At 70.7% G+C, this 18,447-nt stretch carries 14 protein-coding genes; 5 read left to right on the forward strand and 9 right to left on the reverse strand.

Going from position 1 to position 18,447, the window contains the following annotated elements:
- Positions 1-47: 47 nt before the first annotated feature.
- From I4J89_RS45865 to I4J89_RS45885, 5 genes are read right to left on the reverse strand one after another with little or no spacing between them, the layout of a single operon-like run.
- Positions 48-788, reverse strand: a complete 741-nt coding sequence (locus I4J89_RS45865) for a TIGR03936 family radical SAM-associated protein (RefSeq protein ID WP_196420534.1) — start codon at positions 786-788, stop codon at positions 48-50.
- Between the two features lie 52 nt (positions 789-840).
- Positions 841-2,778: a TIGR03960 family B12-binding radical SAM protein gene (locus I4J89_RS45870; RefSeq protein WP_196420535.1), complete on the reverse strand. Its 1,938-nt coding sequence runs from the start codon at positions 2,776-2,778 to the stop codon at positions 841-843.
- A 20-nt stretch (positions 2,779-2,798) separates the two neighbouring features.
- On the reverse strand, positions 2,799-3,143 hold the full coding sequence (locus I4J89_RS45875; RefSeq protein WP_196420536.1) for an STAS domain-containing protein: 345 nt from the start codon (positions 3,141-3,143) through the stop codon (positions 2,799-2,801).
- Positions 3,140-5,638, reverse strand: coding sequence for a SpoIIE family protein phosphatase (locus tag I4J89_RS45880; protein WP_309238777.1), 2,499 nt, complete (start codon positions 5,636-5,638; stop codon positions 3,140-3,142). The genes I4J89_RS45875 and I4J89_RS45880 overlap by 4 nt, the downstream gene beginning before the upstream one ends.
- Before the next feature lie 29 nt (positions 5,639-5,667).
- Positions 5,668-6,465 carry an alpha/beta fold hydrolase gene (locus I4J89_RS45885; RefSeq protein WP_196420537.1) on the reverse strand — a complete coding sequence of 266 codons (798 nt, stop codon included), beginning with the start codon at positions 6,463-6,465 and terminating at the stop codon, positions 5,668-5,670.
- A gap of 252 nt (positions 6,466-6,717) precedes the next feature.
- On the opposite strand from I4J89_RS45885, the gene I4J89_RS45890 reads away from it, so the two are divergent.
- Complete coding sequence (locus tag I4J89_RS45890) at positions 6,718-8,253, forward strand: hypothetical protein (RefSeq protein WP_196420538.1); 1,536 nt, start codon at positions 6,718-6,720, stop codon at positions 8,251-8,253.
- A 130-nt stretch (positions 8,254-8,383) separates the two neighbouring features.
- On the opposite strand, the gene I4J89_RS45895 is transcribed toward I4J89_RS45890, so the two are convergent.
- The 3 genes from I4J89_RS45895 to I4J89_RS45905 form a co-directional block, all read right to left on the reverse strand.
- Positions 8,384-9,055, reverse strand: coding sequence for a lysophospholipid acyltransferase family protein (locus tag I4J89_RS45895; protein WP_196420539.1), 672 nt, complete (start codon positions 9,053-9,055; stop codon positions 8,384-8,386).
- Between the two features lie 144 nt (positions 9,056-9,199).
- Positions 9,200-12,349 carry an isoleucine--tRNA ligase gene (gene ileS / locus I4J89_RS45900; protein ID WP_196420540.1) on the reverse strand — a complete coding sequence of 1,050 codons (3,150 nt, stop codon included), beginning with the start codon at positions 12,347-12,349 and terminating at the stop codon, positions 9,200-9,202.
- Between the two features lie 350 nt (positions 12,350-12,699).
- Positions 12,700-14,220: an alkaline phosphatase D family protein gene (locus I4J89_RS45905; protein WP_196420541.1), complete on the reverse strand. Its 1,521-nt coding sequence runs from the start codon at positions 14,218-14,220 to the stop codon at positions 12,700-12,702.
- Positions 14,221-14,278: 58 nt separating this feature from the next.
- Here I4J89_RS45905 and I4J89_RS45910 point away from each other — a divergent pair, with 58 nt between their 5' ends.
- From I4J89_RS45910 to I4J89_RS45925, 4 genes are all read left to right on the forward strand, one after another.
- Positions 14,279-15,298, forward strand: a complete 1,020-nt coding sequence (locus tag I4J89_RS45910; RefSeq protein ID WP_196420542.1) for an ArsR/SmtB family transcription factor — start codon at positions 14,279-14,281, stop codon at positions 15,296-15,298.
- Positions 15,299-15,428: 130 nt separating this feature from the next.
- Complete coding sequence (locus I4J89_RS45915) at positions 15,429-16,406, forward strand: ABC transporter ATP-binding protein (RefSeq protein ID WP_196420543.1); 978 nt, start codon at positions 15,429-15,431, stop codon at positions 16,404-16,406.
- Positions 16,403-17,164: an ABC transporter permease gene (locus I4J89_RS45920; protein ID WP_196420544.1), complete on the forward strand. Its 762-nt coding sequence runs from the start codon at positions 16,403-16,405 to the stop codon at positions 17,162-17,164. The genes I4J89_RS45915 and I4J89_RS45920 overlap by 4 nt, the downstream gene beginning before the upstream one ends.
- Positions 17,161-17,946, forward strand: a complete 786-nt coding sequence (locus I4J89_RS45925; RefSeq protein WP_196420545.1) for an ABC transporter permease — start codon at positions 17,161-17,163, stop codon at positions 17,944-17,946. The genes I4J89_RS45920 and I4J89_RS45925 overlap by 4 nt, the downstream gene beginning before the upstream one ends.
- A gap of 2 nt (positions 17,947-17,948) precedes the next feature.
- Here I4J89_RS45925 and ndk read toward each other — a convergent pair whose 3' ends face one another.
- Positions 17,949-18,365: a nucleoside-diphosphate kinase gene (ndk, locus tag I4J89_RS45930; RefSeq protein WP_196420546.1), complete on the reverse strand. Its 417-nt coding sequence runs from the start codon at positions 18,363-18,365 to the stop codon at positions 17,949-17,951.
- Positions 18,366-18,447: the final 82 nt, after the last annotated feature.

The following is an 18,447-nucleotide window of genomic DNA, read 5'->3' on the forward strand; positions in this document are numbered from 1 at the left end:
GCCCTCGCCACGTTGAAGAAGGTTCAACGAACGCCGACCGTTTCCGGCTAGCGTCCTCCGATGCCGACGTCCCCGCGATCCGCGTCCAACGGATCGACGATCTCCCCCTGCGCGGTGAGTGTGCCCTGGGCCAGCCGGGTCACCCTAGGGGGCACCGGCGGCTCCAGGCCGGCCACCACGCGCAGACCGGAAAGGACGTCATCGGGCCGTACGGCGGGCGTAACCTGCCGTACGACAAGGTCGATTATCGCACACGGTACGCCAACGGCCCCGGAAGGTAGGTCTGCCTCCCCGGTCACCGCGCAGTTGTTCACCGCCGCGCGCGCGTCAAAAGTGCGCCGGCCCTGTTTGGTCATGCGCTCGACCAGCACTTCCGGCGCGTCGAGGAAGGCCGCGACCGCTTCCTTGGCTGTGACCGGTTCCACCTCAGGAAGTTCCAGCCGCCAGCGCGAGGCGTCGATCCGGTCGGCGAGACTCCCACCGCCCTCGGGGGCGATCACCGCCTCCAGGATGTCGAGGCCCGGGGAGAGGGCGGCGTCCAGCGCGACCCGCAACTGCTCCGGGTCGGCCGCGGCCTGCAGGCCGATCTCCAGGTACTCCGCCTCGCTGCCGACCCCGGTGGGTGCGGCGCTGGCGTACGAGATCTTCGGGTGTGGCGTGAAGCCCTGGGAGTAGGCGATCGGCACGGCCGCGCGGCGCAGCGCCCGCTCGAAAGCACGGGCGAAGTCGCGATGCGAGGTGAACCGCAGCGGGCCGCGTTTGGCGTACCGCAGGCGGATCCGCTGCACGACCGGGGCCTGACCGCCCGGGGGCTGGTTCTTCGGGGGAATGGTCCTTCTCCTAAGCGGGAACCCGGGTCACGGGCGTCAAGGGGAGCAGCTTCTTGCCGGTCGGGCCGATCTGGATCTCGGTGTCCATGGCCGGGCAGACGCCGCAGTCGAAGCATGGGGTCCAGCGGCAGTCGTCCTGCTCGAACTCGCTCATCGAGTCCTGCCAGTCCTGCCAGAGCCAGTCCTTGTCGAGGCCGGAGTCCAGGTGGTCCCAGGGCAGGACCTCGAGCTCCTCGCGCTCCCGGGTGGTGAACCAGTCCAGGTCCACGCCGAAACCGGGCAGGACCTCGTCGCAGGCCTCCACCCAGCGCGAGTAGGAGAAGTGCTCGGACCAGCCGTCGAACCGGCCGCCCTTCTCCCAGACCCGGCGGATGACCTGGCCGACCCGGCGGTCACCGCGGGACAGCAGGCCCTCGATCAGCGACGGCTCGCCGTCGTGGTAGCGGAAACCGATCGCCCGGCCCAGCGAGCGGTCACTGTTGATCTCCTGCTTGAGCAGCTTGAGGCGGGCGTCGATGACCTCGGGACGCTCCATCGAAGCCCACTGGAACGGGGTGTGCGGCTTGGGCACGAACCCGCCGATCGACACGGTGCAGCGGATGTCCTTGGTGCCGGCCGCCTCACGACCGGCGCGGATCACCTCGTGCGCCATGTGCGCGATCTCGAGGACGTCCTCGTCGGTCTCGGTGGGCAGGCCGCACATGAAGTACAGCTTCACCTGCCGCCAGCCGTTGGAGTACGCCGTCACGACGGTCCGGATCAGGTCTTCCTTGGTCACCATCTTGTTGATGACCTTGCGGATCCGCTCCGAGCCGCCCTCCGGCGCGAAGGTGAGACCGGTACGCCGTCCGTTGCGGGACAGCTCCTGGGCCAGGTCGATGTTGAACGCGTCGACCCGGGTCGACGGCAGCGACAGCGAGACGTTGGTGTCCGCGTACTGCTCGGCGAGGCCGGAGCACATGTCGCCGATCTCCGAGTGGTCGGCGCTGGAGAGCGAGAGCAGGCCGACCTCGGAGAAGCCGGAGAACTCCAGGCCCTGTTGGACCATCTGGCCGACCGTGGTGATCGACCGCTCCCGTACCGGGCGGGTGATCATGCCGGCCTGGCAGAACCGGCAACCGCGGGTGCAGCCGCGGAAGATCTCCACGGCGTACCGCTCGTGGACCGTCTCGGCGAGCGGGACCAGGGGCTTCTTCGGGTACGGCCAGGCGTCCAGATCCATCGTCGTGCGCTTGGCGACCCGGAACGGCACGTCCGGCCGGTTCGGCACGACCCGCTGGATGCGACCGTCCGGCAGGTAGTCCACGTCGTAGAAACGCGGCACGTAGATACTCTCGGTACGCGCCAGGCGCAGCAGCAGCTCGTCCCGGCCGCCCGGGCAGCCCTCCGCCTTCCAGTCCCGGATGATCCCGGTGATCTCCAGGACCGCCTCCTCGCCGTCACCGAGCACGGCGGCGTCGATGAAGTCGGCGATCGGCTCCGGGTTGAAGCTGGCGTGCCCACCGGCCAGGACGATCGGGTGGCTCTCGTCGCGATCGGCGCTGTTCAGCGGAATGCCGGCGAGATCGAGCGCGGAGAGCATGTTGGTGTAGCCGAGCTCGGTGGCGAACGACAGCCCGAAGACGTCGAACGCCTTCACCGGCCGGTGCGCATCGACGGTGAACTGCGGGACGCCGTTCTCCTTCATCAGCGCCTCGAGGTCCGGCCAGACCGAGTAGGTCCGCTCGGCGAGCACGTCCTCCTGCTCGTTCAGAACCTCGTACAGGATCTGCACACCCTGGTTGGGCAGGCCGACCTCGTACGCGTCCGGGTACATCAGCGCCCACCGGACGGTGGTGGCGTCCCAGTCCTTGACGACGGCGCCGAGCTCGCCGCCCACGTACTGGATCGGTTTGCTGACCCGGGGCAGCAGCTGCTCGAGCTGCGGGAAGACGGAACTCACGCTCATGGGTGTCCAGGGTACGCGGACTATCCGGCCAGTTCCTCCGCGGCCCGGTCCAGGTCGGTGGCGAGAAGATCGGTACGGAACGCGCAGAGCTGGAGCGTCATCCGGGCGGCCCCACGCTCTCCGACCACCAGCTTGACGGGCCTCCCCCGATCGTCCAGATCTCCCACGATCAGGTCCAGCAGGCGCACCCCGGCGCTGTCCAGGAACGAAACCGCGGTCAGGTCGATCAGCACCGCGTCCGCGTCGGTGACCCGCGCGACGATCGCCCGGCCGATGTCGTTGGCGTTGGCCAGATCGATCTCGCCCCTGAGGTGGACCAGTGCGGCCACACCGCGCTGGGAGAAACTCACCCACTCGTCGGTCATGGTGTTTCCCGGTGCCGTCGCATGGTGACGGTCGTACCCTCGCCGCGGTCGAAGAAGACCTCGTCCATCGAGTCCTCGATCAGCTGTAGCCCCCGGCCACGAACGAAGTCGGTGCCCGGCCCGCGCCAGCTGCCCCGGTCGGCGACGCGGACCTCGACCGCGTCCGCGCTCACCGTGGCCGCCACGTCGACCACCCCGAACGGGTCGTCACGGTAGCCGTGCTCGATCGCGTTCGCCACCGCCTCCGAGCAGGCGAGCAGAACCGCGTTCACGCACTCGGTGTCCACCGCGTGCCCGATCAGCCAGCCACGCAGGTCGGCCCGGAGCAGGGCGATCTGGAGCGGGTCGGCACCGATCGAGCGTTCCAGCCGCTCCTCGGTGCCGAGCGTCAGGCAGAGCAGGCAGACGTCGTCGCCGTGGTCCCGGCCGACCATGGTGTCGGCGAGCCCGGCGGTCAGGCCCTTGAGCGGTGCGTCCCGGCGCCGGGCGTACTCGCGGGCCAGCACCTCGAAGCCGCGGTCGATCGGCCGGCCGCGGCGCTCCACCAGGCCGTCGGTGTACAGCAGCAGGCGGCTACCGGAGGCCAGCCGGACCCGGTGCTCGGTACGCCGCCGGTCCCCGGCCCGTGAGCCGAGCGGCGCCGAGCGGGCCTGCAACAGGTACTGCGGTGAGCCGGCCGGCTCGTGCAGCAGCGGTGGCAGGTGACCGGCGCAGCCGTACGACAGCTCGCCGCTGATCAGGTCCACCTCGGCGTAGACGACGGTGGCCATCCGCGCCGAGTCGACCCGCTCGCAGAACCGGTCCAGCCCTTCGAGAAGCCGGGCCGGCCCGTTCTCCGCCGACGCCAGCGCCCGGATCGCGCTGCGCAGCTGCCCCATCGTGGTGGCCGCGTCGATGCCCCGGCCCACCACGTCGCCGACCACCACGGCCAGCTTGTTCGGGGTGATCATGAACGCGTCGAACCAGTCGCCGCCGACCTCCAGGTCCTGCGCCGCCGCCTGGTAGTAGGTCTCCACGGCGAACCGTGTGTCGCCGCCGGGCACGTCACCGGCGAGCAGGCTGCGCTGCAGGGTCCGGGCGATGGCCCGCTCCTGCTCGTAGAGGCGGGCGTTCTCCAGTGCGAGCCCGGCCCGGTCGGCCAGGTCGACGAGGAACAGCCGCTCCGCGTCGGCGCCCCGCCGGTCCGGTGCCATCCGCAGGGCGAGGGTGCCGATCACCCGGCCACGGACGGTCAGCGGAAGCACCGTGCACCCCACCCCGTCACCGTCGGTGGCGTAGGCCGGTGCCGCCGACTCGATCACCTCGGCGACCCGTACGGCGAGCGCCTCCGGATCGGGCGCCGGTCCGCCGGCGTACTCGACCAGGCCCGCCGGACCGACCTGCAGCCGCACCGTGGCCCAGTCGGCGATCTCCGGAACCACGCGCTCGACCAGCCGACGCGCCCGTTGCAGCAGGCGGTGTTCCTCGTCGAGGGCGCGGGTCGTCCCGGCCAGGAACAGCGAACGCTCCTCCCGGCGGCGGGCGTCGTCGTAGAGCCGGGCCCGGTCCAGCGCCTGCCCGGCCTGCTGCCCGAGCAGGCGGATGACCCGCAGCTCACCGTCACTGAGCGCACGCTCCTCGCGGAAGCTGAACGCCAGCACGCCGAGCACGGTGGCCCCGTTCTGATCGTCCGCGGGGCCGGTGGTGAGCGGCAGCAGCACCACGGTGCCGCGGCCCGAGTCGCGCATCGACTGGGCCAGGTCGGGGAAGTGCTCGTCCGCATCGGCCAGCGAGCCGATCACGTGCAGGTCGCCGCGCCGGGCCACCTCGGCGACCGCCCGGTCCGAGGAACACGGCATGTCCTCCCAATTGCCGGTCATCGGATCGGTGGACGCCACCGCGATCAGCTGGTCGCGGTCCGGGTCGATCAGATAGATGCTGCTGCTTGCCGCCTGGAAAGCGGGCTCCGGGGCACCCAGCACCGCCTCGGCCACCTCGGCCTCGGTCGGCGCGGCGGCCAGGTCGGCCACTATCTGCTGAAGGACACGGACCCGGCGCTCGGAGTCCTCCGCGGCGCGGCGGGCGGCGAGCAGCTCCTGCTCGTAGCCGCGGCGCTCGGTCGCGTTGAAGACCATCGTCCGGATGATCCGCGGCGCACCGCCGGGACCGCGCTCGAGCACCGAGTTCACCAGCGTGGGGACCCTGCGCCCGTCCCGGCACACCACGTCGAGCGCGATCTCGTGCACCTCGCCCTGCATGCTGAGCAGCGGCGCGTAGTGCGTCTCGTGGTAGAGCTGGCAGCCGGGAGTCAGCAGGTCACGGAACCGCCGGTGCCCGATCAGGTCGGCACGCGTATACCCGGTCCAGGCCAGGAACGTCTCGTTGACCCGGACGATCGTGCCGTCCGGGAGCGTCGTCAGGTAGCCGCAGGGCGCGTGTTCGTACAGGTCCTCGGGATCGTCGTCCCAGGGCAGTCGCAACTCCTGTGTCACGTCCGGCCCACCAGTTTCACTCACGCCACTGCTCCGCCGATCATGCCCGCTGTCTACAACCAGGACTTGATGGCGTCAACCGTCTCCTCCGGCGCGCTCAGGTTCGGGCAATGCCCCGTCGCGTTCATGGTCACGAAGGTGCTCTCCGGGGTGTGCTTGTGCACATACTCACCCACCACGGTGGGCGCGATCACATCGTCCGAGCACTGCAAAATCAGCGAGGGTACGCGTGACCGCGGCAGATCGGCCCGGTTGTCCGAGAGGAACGTGACCCGGGCGAACTTCTTGGCGATCTCCGGATCGGTACGGCAGAAGCTGTTCGTCAGCTCGTCCCCCAGCTCCGGCCGGCCGGGATTTCCCATGATCACCGGAGCCATCGCGCTGGACCAGCCCAGATAGTTGCTGTCCAGCGACTCCAGCATCTCCTCGATGTCGGAGCGCCGGAACCCGCCGACGTAACCGTCCGCCTCGTCGTTGATGTAGCGCGGCGACGGACCCACCATCACCAGACCGGCGAAGCGCTCCGGCTCGCGGTTGGCGGCCAGCAGGCCGATCATCGCGCTCACCGAGTGACCGACGAAGATCACATCACGCAGGTCGTTCTCCCGCACGATCTCCAGGACGTCCTCGGCGTAGCCGTCGAGGGTGGAGTAACGGGCGTCGTCGTACGCCGACAGGTCCGACTTACCGTTGCCGACGTGGTCGAACAGGACGATCCGATGGGTGTCCGCGAAGGCCGGCGTGACGAAACGCCACATGTTCTGGTCACAGCCGTATCCGTGTGCGAACAGCATCGGCCGGCCAGATTCGGCCCCAGCCATGGTGACGGCGTTTCTCTGCGTGGTTCTCATGCTCAACAAAACCCTCCGGGTCGGGCGGTGGCGAACGTATCACCGGTGGTGACTCCGGGCACTTCCCGGCCGCACGGCGCGCACCGACGGCGGGTCCGGGTAACCATACGACTCCGGAGCGTTCCGCACATCGCCCTCGTTGTCCGGCATTCGCGCCGACCGTCCGGTTCTGGACCCCCCGTCCCCCTGGCATGGAGCTCCTAACCTGGGGCAAGACGTTCGTCCTCAGGCGTGCGGGAGGAGATCGAAACAATGGCCGACCAGCCGCCGGTCGACCCGACCCCGGCCGCCGGAGTGTCCGAGCCGTCCCGGATCGCGGAGTCCGCCGATCCGGCCACCCTGGACCTGCCGTCCCGGTGGAGCGGTGCCGCGGCGGTGCCCGAGACCGGGCCGCGGCGGTCGAGGTGGGCACGCCTGTGGGAGCGGGTGAGCGGAGCCGAGCCGGAGCCCGCGGAGCCCGACGACTGGGCGACCATGCCCGCCGTCGATCCCTGGGCGGACCAGGACACCCCGGTCTGGCCGGAGACCTTCGCCGCGGAGACCGCGCTCCCGGCCGCCCGCTTCGACGCACCGGCCGGCACGGGGGCCGCGTCCCAGGCATCGACCGGCACGGCGGCCGCATCCCCGCCCACCAGGCAGGATGCCGTCCCGCCACCCACCCGGCTGGACGCCGCACCTCCGCCCACCAGGTTGGACCCCGCAGCGCCGTATGGCCACGCCGCATCACCGGCCGCCGCCAAGGCGGCCGATGCCGCCGAGAAGGCGATGGCCGACGCCCTGGCCGCCGGCTCCAAGGTCCTCGATGCCGCGAAGGCGGCCGCGGTCGTGGCCGCGGCGAAAGCCGCCGAGCAGGCCGCGAAAGCCGGCCAGGTGGCAAAGGCCGGCCAGGCCGCGATCGCAAACCAGGCCGCGAAGGTCAGCCAGACCAACAGCCCAGGTCAGACCGGCAGCCCAGGTCAGAATGGCAACGCAGGGCAGGCCGGCAGCGCAGGTCAGACCCGCGGGACCGCCCGGCCCGCCATCCCCGCGCCCGGCACCTACCCGCCACCGGCGGGCGGCACCGGCCTGCCTCCCATGCGCCCGAAGCTGCGGCCCTGGCGACGGGCGAAAGCCCCCGCGCAGCCGCCGCAGACCCGGATTCCGGTCCAGCCGCGCCCCGCACCGGTGCGTCCGGCGCCGCCGCCCTGGGCAGCCCGCCCGGTCCCGCCCCGGCGTCGCGGCCGGGTCCGCCGCTGGCTGCGCCGGATGACGCTGCTGACCGTGCTGGGCCTGGTGCTCTGCTGCGGTGGCCCGCTCGCCTACTGGCAGTTCCCGGTCGCCCGGCAGCACCCGGTCTCCGCGGTACTGCCGGACTCCTTCGCCGACCTCGACCTGCGCGACACCGCGGCCGGGCAACGCGCCGCCGAGCGGCTCGCCGAGCAGTTGCAGGAGGCCGGTTCGGCGGGTGACGCGTTCGCCGGGACCTACGCCGACGGGCGTGGCAAGCGGGTCACCGTGTTCGGTGTCACCGGCTGGCGGCTGACTCCGGGCTCCGACGTGGACACCCAGCTGGACCGGCTCACCAGCGAGCTCAAGCTCAAGGATGTCCAGTCCTACGACGTCGGTGAGTTCGGTGTGCACGAACGCTGCGGCGTCGGGCGGCTGAACAACAGCTCGGTGGTGGCGTGCGCCTGGGCGGATCACGGCAGCCTGGCCACCGTCCTGCTCACCCGCCGCTCGATCGAGGAGAGCGCCGAGCTGGTCGCCGGTCTGCGGTCCGTGGTGCTCACTCCGAAGTACTGGAGCTGAGCACCCACCCGGGCCCGGCGGTCGCGCTGGGGCCCGGAGCGGGCGGGAAGCTCGCGCGGTGGAGCGGGGACGGCCGGACTCCGGCGGGACGGTGGCTGCGCGTACCGAAAAGGAAGCGGAACCGGAATGCCTAGGCCTCGCGCTTGGCCGGCGCGTAGCGCGGCACGTATTCCTGGCCGGTGAGTTTCTGGATCTCGGCCATCACCTGGTCGGTGAGTTCGCGCAGCGCGGTCCGGTCGTCGGACCGGCCGACCGTCTCGATCGGGCGGCCGAACTTGACCGTGACGGTGTTGCGCATCAGTTTCGGGTAGAGGCGGCCGATCGGCTGGACCTTCTCGGTGCCGAGCATGCCGACCGGGATGATCGGCACGCCGGCGGCGACGGCCAGGCGCGCCACGCCGGTACGGCCGCGGTAGAGCTTGCCGTCCGGCGAGCGGGTGCCCTCGGGGTAGACGGCGACCAGGTCACCGCCCTCGAGCGCGGGGATGGCCGCGTCGAACGCGGTGAGCGCCGCCCGCCCGCCGGCCCGCTCGACCCGGATCGCGCCGAGCCCCTCCATCAGCTTGCGGTTGAGGAAGCCCTTGACGCCGGTGCCGGTGAAGTAGTCGGACTTGGCCCAGAACGCGAGGTGCCGCGGGACCACCGCGCCGAGGAAGAGCTCGTCGGCGACGGAGAGGTGATTGCCGGCGAAGATCGCGCCGCCGGTGCGCGGGATGTTCTCGATGCCTTCGACGTGCGGCCGCCAGCCAGTCATCAACGCCTTGCCGACGGTGACCTTGCCGATCGAGTAGAGCAGCGGCAACTCGTCCTCCGGGAAACACCTGGGTGCCTAGTAGTAAATGGGTGCTGTGAGGTTATCGGACGACAAGGCCGAAGTACCTAATGATCTTGCGCGACGGCCCGGACATTCGCCCACACCAGGCGAACATCCGGGCCATTCGGCTATTTAGTTCGCTGTGACAGTGACCACGACCTGCTCACCGTCGCCGACCTCGCCGGCGAAGCCGCCGCCCAGAGCGCCGAGCACCGCGGTCTGCTCCGGCTCGGCCGGAGTCAGCGTCAGCGAGGTCGCCAGAGTCTCGCCCTTGACGAACTCCGCGTGGGCTTCGACCGCGGTGAGCACCTCTGCCGACGCCAGGACCTCAAGCCGCACCCGGTCACTGACGTCCAGGTCGGCGTCCCGGCGGGCCTGCTGCACGACGCGGATCACGTCGCGGGCCAGGCCTTCGGCCGCCAGTTCCGGGGTGACCACGGTGTCCAGGACCACGACGCCCCCGCCGGCCGGCAGCGGTGCCGAGTTCTCCACGTCCGCGGCGACCAGCTTCAGCTCGTACTCCCCCTCGGCGAGGGTGACGCCGGCCGCGACCGGGGCACCGTCGACGAGCTGCCACTCGCCAGACTTGACCGCCTTGATCACCTGCTGGACCTGCTTGCCGACCCGGGGGCCGAGCGCCCGCGGTACCACGGTCAGCACCTGCTGGCAGTACGCGGCGACGTCGTCGGTGAAGACCACGTTCTTCACGTTGAGCTCGTCCTTGAGCAGGTCACCGAGCCCGGCGAGCGCCGCACCCGACGGGGTGGCGACGGTCGCCGTGGCCAGCGGCAGCCGGACCCGCAGGCCCTTGGCCTTGCGCAGGGACAGGCCGGCGGACGCCACGTCGCGGATCGCGTCCATCGACGCGACCAGCTCGTGGTCGGCCGGGAACGTGTCGGCCGAGGGCCAGTCGGTGAGGTGCACCGAACGGCCGCCGGTGAGGCCGCGCCAGATCTCCTCGGCGGTCAGCGGCGCGAGCGGCGCCACCACCCGGGTGACCGTTTCCAGCACGGTGGCCAGGGTGTCGAACGCGTCCGCGTCACCGGCCCAGAAGCGGTCCCGGGAGCGGCGGACGTACCAGTTGGTCAGCGCGTCCAGATAGGCTCGGACACTTCCGGCAGCACCGGAGATGTCGTACTCGTCCATCTGCCGCTGCACGTCGCTGACCAGCTCACCCGTCTTGGCCAGGATGTACCGGTCGAGCAGGTGCGTGGAGTCCGCCCGGAACGAAGCCTCATGACCGGAAGCGTTGGCATAAAGGCTGAAGAAGTACCAGACGTTCCAGAGCGGCAGCAGCACCTGGCGAACCGAATCCCGGATCGCCACCTCGGTGACCGGCATGTCGCCACCCCGGAGCACCGGCGACGACATCAGCATCCAGCGCATCGCGTCCGAGCCGTACGTGTCGAACACCCGGTAGACGTCCGGATAGTTCCGCAGCGACTTGGACATCTTGCGGCCGTCCTCGCCCAGCAGGATGCCGTGGCTCAGGCAGTTGCGGAACGCCGGCCGGTCGAAGAGCGCGGTGGCCAGCACGTGCATGGTGTAGAACCAGCCGCGGGTCTGCCCGATGTACTCGACGATGAAGTCACCCGGGTAGTGGTGCTCGAACCAGTCCTTGTTCTCGAACGGGTAGTGCACCTGGGCGAACGGCATCGACCCGGACTCGAACCAGCAGTCCAGCACCTCCGGCACGCGCCGCATGGTGGACTTACCGGTCGGGTCGTCCGGGTTCGGCCGGGTCAGCTCGTCGACGTACGGCCGGTGCAGGTCGGTGACCTTGACCCCGAAGTCGCGCTCCAGGTCCTCGAACGAGCCGTAGACGTCCACCCGCGGATACTGCGGGTCGTCCGACTTCCAGACCGGGATCGGCGAGCCCCAGAACCGGTTCCGGGAGATCGACCAGTCGCGGGCGTTCGACAGCCACTTGCCGAACGAGCCGTCCTTGATGTGCGACGGCGTCCAGCTGATCTCCTGGTTCAGCTCGACCATCCGGTCCCGGAACTGGGTGACCGCGACGAACCACGAGGACACGGCCTTGTAGACCAGCGGGGTGTCGCAGCGCCAGCAGTGCGGGTACGAGTGCGTGTACCCGTCGTGGCGCAGCACCACGCCGCGCTCCTTCAGAACCGCGATCACCGGCTTGTTGGCGTCGAAGACCTGCAGGCCCTGGAAGTCCGGGACCAGCGAGGTGAACCGGGTGTGGTCGTCGACGGTCACCACGGTCGGGATGCCGGCCGCGTTGCAGGCGTTCTGGTCGTCCTCACCGAAGGCGGGCGCCATGTGCACGACACCCGTACCGTCCTCGGTGGTCACGAAGTCGGCACCGAGGACCTGGAAGGCGTTCTCGCCACCCGGCTCGACCAGGAAGTCGAACAGCGGCGTGTAGCGGCGCCCCACGAGGTCACGACCGAAGACCGAGCCGGTTTGTTCGTACCCCTCAAGCTCTTTGGCGTAGGCACCCACTCGGCCGGCGCCGATAAGGAGCTTTCGCCCGGACGTATCAGACATGACCGCATATTCGATGTCCGGACCGACGGCCAACGCCAGGTTCGACGGCAGCGTCCACGGGGTCGTCGTCCAGACCGCGATGTCTTCGCCGGTGGAGAGACGGAATTTAACCGTCAAAGCGGGATCCGTCCGGTCCCGGTAGACGTCGTCCATCCGGGTCTCGGTGTTGGACAGCGGCGTCTCGCACCGGAAGCAGTAGGCGAGGACCCGGAAACCCTCGTAGACCAGGCCCTTGTCATGCAGCGTCTTGAACGCCCACATGACCGACTCCATGTATGCCGGATCGAGGGTCTTGTAGTCGTCGGCGAAGTCCACCCAGCGGGCCTGGCGCGTGACGTACCGCTCCCAGTCCTTGGTGTAGGCGAGCACGGAGGTCCGGCAGGCCTCGTTGAACTTGTCGATGCCCAGATCGACGATCTGCGCCTTGGTGGTGATGCCGAGCTGCTTCTCGGCCTCCACCTCGGCGGGCAGGCCGTGCGTGTCCCAGCCGAACCGCCGCTCCACCCGCTTGCCGCGCATCGTCTGGTAACGCGGAACCAGGTCCTTCACGTACCCGGTGAACAGGTGCCCGTAGTGCGGCAGCCCGTTCGCGAACGGCGGGCCGTCGTAGAAGACGTACTCATTCGCGCCGTCATCGCCGGCCCGGCGCTGGTCGACGGACGCCTCGAAGGTCTTGTCGGCCGCCCAGTGATCGAGGACCGCGCGCTCGACCGCCGGCAGATCCGGCGAAGCCGGAACGCCCGTGGCGTCAGTGTGCTTCGGATAGGCCATGGTTCTCCTCAAGCAGTTCACATCTCGTGACTGCGAGGACGAGCCTCTCGGGCCCGCGGTACCACCTCGCTTGACGGGTTGCCCCGCCCGCTCATTCGCCGGATGCTGCGCGGTCCGGTGTCCGCCCGGTTCTACTAGGGCAAAGCCCGTTCTTCCGGAGGCTCCCCGGTGATGGCCGGTTCGTCGCCTGCGTTCGCACAACGATACCGGGCACGCTTCGCTTCCCTCATCCGCATTAACCCCAACCCCATTCGGGGTACGCGCCACGAAGAGTCCCGCCACGGCCGGGGCGACCAGCGTCGCTGGTCACGCCCCTGCCGCCGGCGCCGGGCGGAGAGCCCGGGTCGAGCTCAAGGCCGAAGCGTCGTCGACCAGAGACTCACCCCGTCCCGATCGCGCAGGTGCACGGTGAACGCGCCCGACCGACCGTCGATCTCCACCTCGCCGAAGTGCTGGAACCCGTCGGCCGGCGACGTATTCGCGACCGGCGGCGCGTTGACGAATACCGCTTCCGGCCCGAACGTGCCGTCCAGGGCGTTCGGCCCGAAAGCTCCGGCGTGCGCGGGCCCGGAGACGAATTCCCAGAACGGGGTGAAGTCCTGGACCGCCGCCCGCGCCGGGTCGTAGTGGTGGGCGGCCGTGTAGTGCACGTCCGCGGTGAGGAACACGATCCCGGTCACCCGGTGCCGGTGCGCAGACCGCAGCACCTCGGCGAACTCCAGCTCGCGGCCCTTCGGCGTACCGGGGTCGCCCTGGGCCACCCCCTCCTGCGCCGCGGGGCCGTCCGGCACGATGATGCCCAGCGGCAGGTCGGCGGCGATCACCTTCCAGGTCGCGCGACTGCGGCGCAGCCCGTCGATCAGCCACTCCCGCTGTTCCCGGCCGAGCAGGCCACGCTTCGGGTCGGCGTACGTGTTCCCGTCGTTCACGTCCTTGACCGTCCGCATGTCCAGCACGAACACGTCGAGCAACGGCCCGTACGGGATCCGGCGGTAGATCGGCGCGGTCGTCCCCGGGATCGGCAGCCACTCGTGGAACGCCTGCTGCGCCCGCCCGGCAAGCACGTCGACCCGCTTCTCGGTGTACCGGGCGTCGGTCAGGATCTCCCCCGGGTACCAGTTGTTCGTCACCTCGTGGTCGTCCCACTGGTTGATCTGCGGCACCTCGGCCGCGAACCGCCGGTAGTGCTCGTCCAGCAGGTTGTACGCGTACTGGCCGCGGAACTCGTCCAGGGTCTCGGCGACCTTGGACTTCGGCTCGGTGATCAGGTTCCGCCAGATCCGGCCGTCGGGGAGGGTCACGGTCGGTGCGAGCGGGCCGTCCGCGTACACGGTGTCGCCGCTGTGCAGCAGGAAGTCCGGCCGCCGGCGGCGCATCGATTCGAAGAGCCGCATTCCGCCGAAGGCGGGATCGATGCCCCAGCCCTGCCCGGCCACGTCAGCGGTCCACACGAATCGCACGTCACCGCGGCGCACCGGCGCCGTGGTGAGCTCACCGCTCACCGGCGCGCTGAACAGCCCCGGCCGGTCCAGGCTCTCCACCTTGACCCGGTAGTACACCCGCTCGCCGGCGGGCAGGCCACGCAGCCGCACCTTGCCGGTGAAGTCGGTCTCCGGGGTGACCACCGGCCCGCGCAGCACGCGGGAACCGCGGAAGTCCGGCCGCCGGCTGGTCTGCACCCACAGCCGGCCCGGACGATCCGCCCGGCTCCACACGACTGCCGTGTCCGCGGTGGCGTCGCCGCTCTGCACGCCGTGGGTGAGGATCGGGCGGGCCGGGCCCGCCGAGAACGCCGGCGCTTCGAGGACGGCACCGGCGACGCCGCCCGCCACACCGGCCCGCAACAGATTCCGTCGGGAGATCAAGCTCATGATGTGATGCCTATCGATCGAATCTGACCGCCAGGTGGCCTCAGCCTAAACTCCACCTGTGATCCGGATCGAGCTCGATGAACCGACTTTGGCCCGCACGCGGATCGCGATCAGCCCGCTCGGCGAGGCCGTCTGCAGCCTCTACCTGCTGCATCGCAATCCCGGTGGCGCGCCGTGGCCGTACGACGCGTGGGCCCGCACCGCCCGCCGGATCCTGGAGACCGATCCGGCGACCGAGCCGCTGTCCCTCTACGCCCAACTGCCCGGTGCCTCACCGGACTTCATCGACCCGATCCCGGAAACCGCCCTGCCGACCATCGGCGAGCAGCTCGAACGGCTCCGCGAGACCCCGGCCGACGTGATCGGGGAGCAGTTGGACAAGCACTACCCGGACGGTGACGTGCCGGAGGTCCTGCGGCCGTTCCGGGACGACCGGCGGGCGGCGCTGGACCGGCTCGCGGGCGGGCTGGCGGCGTACTGGGACGCGGCGATCGCACCGCACTGGCCGGCGATGCGGGCCGCGCTGGACGAGGAGGTGCTGCTGCGGGCCCGGGCGCTGGCGGCCGACGGACCGGACGCCCTGCTCGCCCGGCTGCACGACCGGATCCGCTGGGAGCGGCCGGTGCTCACCCTGGTCAAGCCGCTGGAGCACAGTTTCGACGCGGTGGATCAGCGGCTTCTGCTGGTCCCGCTGATCTTCTCCCGGGGTGCGCTGATGTGCTCCACCGACCACCCCGAGGTGGTCATGGTCACCTACCAGTCGCGTGGGGCCGCCGTACTGGCCGAGACCCCGGCGCCATCGGTCCCGGAGGACCAGGACCGCCTGGCTGTCCTGCTCGGGCGGGGCCGGGCGTCCGTACTCCGCGCCCTCACCGTCCCCGCCACCACCACCGCGCTGGCGGTGGCCCTGGGCCTGGCCCCCAGCACGGTCTCCGAACACCTGACCGGCTTGCAGGCGGCCGGCGTCGTGCATCGCCGCCGGGCGGGCAGGCGGGTCCTCTACGGCCTGGAACCCGCAGGCACAGCCCTGGTCACCCTGCTGACCGGCGACCCAACCCCGATCGAGACGGCCTCCTGACCAGCCGCCAGCCACTCCCTCCTCCCGCCTGTCTCCCCCTCTCCGCTCGCCCGCCCTTTCCTCGGCGCGGAGATTCGGCGGCGGCCGAATCCGTTTCCCGGCGGCCCGGGTCGCTCTAGCGTCGGCGACCATGGGAAGTGAGTACGCGATCGAGGCAGAGGGGCTGCGCCGCACCTACCGCACCCGGACCGGCTGGCTGAAGCCCCGGCGCAGCGAGGTGGAGGCGGTCCGCGGCATCGACCTGACGGTCCGCCGCGGCGAGCTGTTCGGCCTGCTCGGGCCGAACGGCGCCGGCAAGACGACCACCATCAAGATGCTCAACACGCTGCTGATCCCGACCGCGGGCACGGCCCGGATCTGCGGTTTCGACGTGGTCACCCGGACCAGGGAGGTGCGTCGCCGGATCGGGTACGTCTTCGGCGGCGACCGGGGCCTCTACGACCGGCTCTCCGGCCTGGACAACCTGCGCTACTTCGCCGAGCTCTACGGTGTCCCGCCCCACCAGCAGAAGTCCGCCATCGCCGAACTGCTGGACCTGGTCGGGCTGACCGGCCGCGAGCACGAGCGGGTGGAGGGCTACTCCCGCGGCATGCGCCAGCGGCTGCACATCGCCCGTGGCCTGCTGCACGACCCGGACGTGCTGTTCCTGGACGAGCCGTCGATCGGTGTCGACCCGGTGGCCGCCCGGGAACTGCGCCGCACCGTCGGAAACCTCGCCGCGAACGGCACCACGGTCCTGCTGACCACCCACTACATGGCCGAGGCCGACGAGCTCTGCGACCGGATCGCGGTGATCGCGGACGGCCGGCTCCAGGCGCTCGGCACCCCGGCCGAGCTGCGTAGTCACGCGGACGGGCGGCGGGTGGTCGAGGTGGAGGCGTACGGCGTACCGGACTCCGCGATCGCCGCCCTCCGGGGACTCCCCGGCGTACGCGAGACCGCCGTCGAGGAACGCGGCACGCTGCAACTGCTGACCGTGCAGTCCGACGCGCACCTGGACGTGCAGGGTGACGTGCTCCGGGAGCTCGCGGGTGTCCGGCTCGGCCGGGTCGCCAGCCGGGAACCCACCCTGGAGGACGCGTACGTGGCGATCGTGAACGCCGCATGAGGACACTCCTGATCGGCACGCTGATGCACGCCAAACACATGAGCCGCTCCCCGTTCGAGGTGTCGCTGGCCCTGGTCATCCCGGTGGTCCAGGCCACCATGGCGGTCCACCTGTTCCGGGCCGGGCAGGAACCGCACCGGCTGCTCGAGGCCGCGGTCGGCGCCGGCCTGATGGGCGTCTGGTCCTCGGTGCTCTTCGGCTCCGGCGGTGCCATCCAGAACCAGCGCTGGCAGGGCACCCTGGAGATGATCATCATGGCGCCCCGGCGGCCGGTGACCGTACTCCTGCCGATCACCGCGGCCACCGCGATCACCGGCACCTACGCCATGCTCGCCACCCTGCTCTGGGGCCGCCTGCTGTACGGGATCCCGCTCGACCTGGCCCGCCCGTACGCCTTCCTCGCCGCCACCCTCGCCTGCGTGGCCGGGCTGGGCATGTTCGGCCTGCTGCTCGCCTCGACGTTCGTCCTGCTCCGCAACGCCAACGCCCTGGCGAACCCGCTCGAATACCCGATCTGGCTGCTCTCCGGGATGCTGGTGCCGATCAGCGTGCTGCCGTCCTGGACCGTCCCGATCGCGGCGGTCCTCCCCACCACGTGGGGCGCCCGGGCGGTACGGGAGGCCACGGTCGGCGGCCCGGTCTGGCCCTCGATCGGGATCTGCCTGGCGATCGGAACGGGCTGCCTGCTGCTCGGCGCGTACTGCCTCACCTCGTTCGAACGCCGTGCCCGCGCGGCCGCGACCCTGGCGCTCTCATGAGCACACTGCGACTGATCACGACCGGGGGCGCGCTCGCGTACCGGGCCCTGTTCAACTGGACCTCGCCCACCATGTACGCCGGAACGCTGCTCGCCGGGCCCACGTTCCAGCTGCTGTTCTTCGCCTACCTGGGCCGGCAGCTCCGGGTCGCTGACGACGGGTTCTTCATCGTCGGCAACGCCGTGCTGGCCGCCTCGTCGGCGTGCGTCTTCGGCGGGACGATGGCCGTCGCCAACGAGCGCCGCTACGGCACCCTGGGCCACGTGCTGCTGTCGCCGCGCAGCCGGACCGCGATCTTCTGGGGACGCGTTCTCCCGTACGCCGGGAACGGCCTGCTGATCGCGGCCTTCACGCTGACCGCCGGATCGCTGCTGCTCGGCCTCCGGATTCCGCTCGCCGCGCTGCCCGGTCTCGGGCTGGCGCTGGCGGCCGGATCGCTGGCCTGTGGCTTCTTCGGGCTCACCCTGGGCGCGCTGGGTCTGCGCTTCCGCGACGTCTGGGTGGTCTCGAACGTCGCGGTGGCCGTCCTCCTGCTGCTCACCGGGGTGAACGTGCCGCGCGGGGAACTACCGCAGTGGATGATCGGTGTCGGACACGTCCTGCCGATCACCCACGCGGCGGAAGCGGCCCGGCTGCTCGCTGCCGGGCGCGGCCTCGGTGCGGCCGCACCCGCCCTGCTGGCCGAACTGCTGGTCGGAGCCGGGTACGCGATCGTCGCTGCCGCCCTGCTCAAGACCTTCGAGGCGGAGTCAAGGCGGCGGGCCAGCCTGGAGACGCTCTAGATCTAGAGCTTGGGGAACCAGAGGGCCAGCTCGCGCTCGGCGCTCTCCGGCGAGTCCGAGGCGTGCACCAGGTTCTCCCGGTTGGAGAGGGCCAGGTCGCCCCGGATCGTGCCGGCCGCCGCCTTCCGGCCGTCGGTCGCGCCGATCATGGCCCGGACCACCTCGATCACCGAGTCGCCGGAGAGCACCAGGGCGGCCAGCGGCCCGCTCGTCATGAACGTCTTCAGCGGCGGGTAGAAGTCCCGCTCGACGTGCTCGGCGTAGTGCGCGTCCGCCAGCGACGCGTCCATCGTGCGCAACTCCAGCGCCTCGACGACCAGGCCCTTACGCTCGAAACGGGAGAGAATCTCACCCAGCAGGCCGCGGCGGACCGCGTCGGGCTTGATGAGCACGAGCGAACGCTCGGTGGTGCTGGACACGCGGTTCCTCCGTAAAAGACGACAGCCCGACACGCGGGAGGTTCAGCCTATCGGTACCACGATCGCCGGCGGGCGGTGATGC

Source organism: Actinoplanes aureus, from assembly GCF_015704865.1.
In the GTDB taxonomy this organism is placed as follows: domain Bacteria; phylum Actinomycetota; class Actinomycetes; order Mycobacteriales; family Micromonosporaceae; genus Actinoplanes; species Actinoplanes aureus.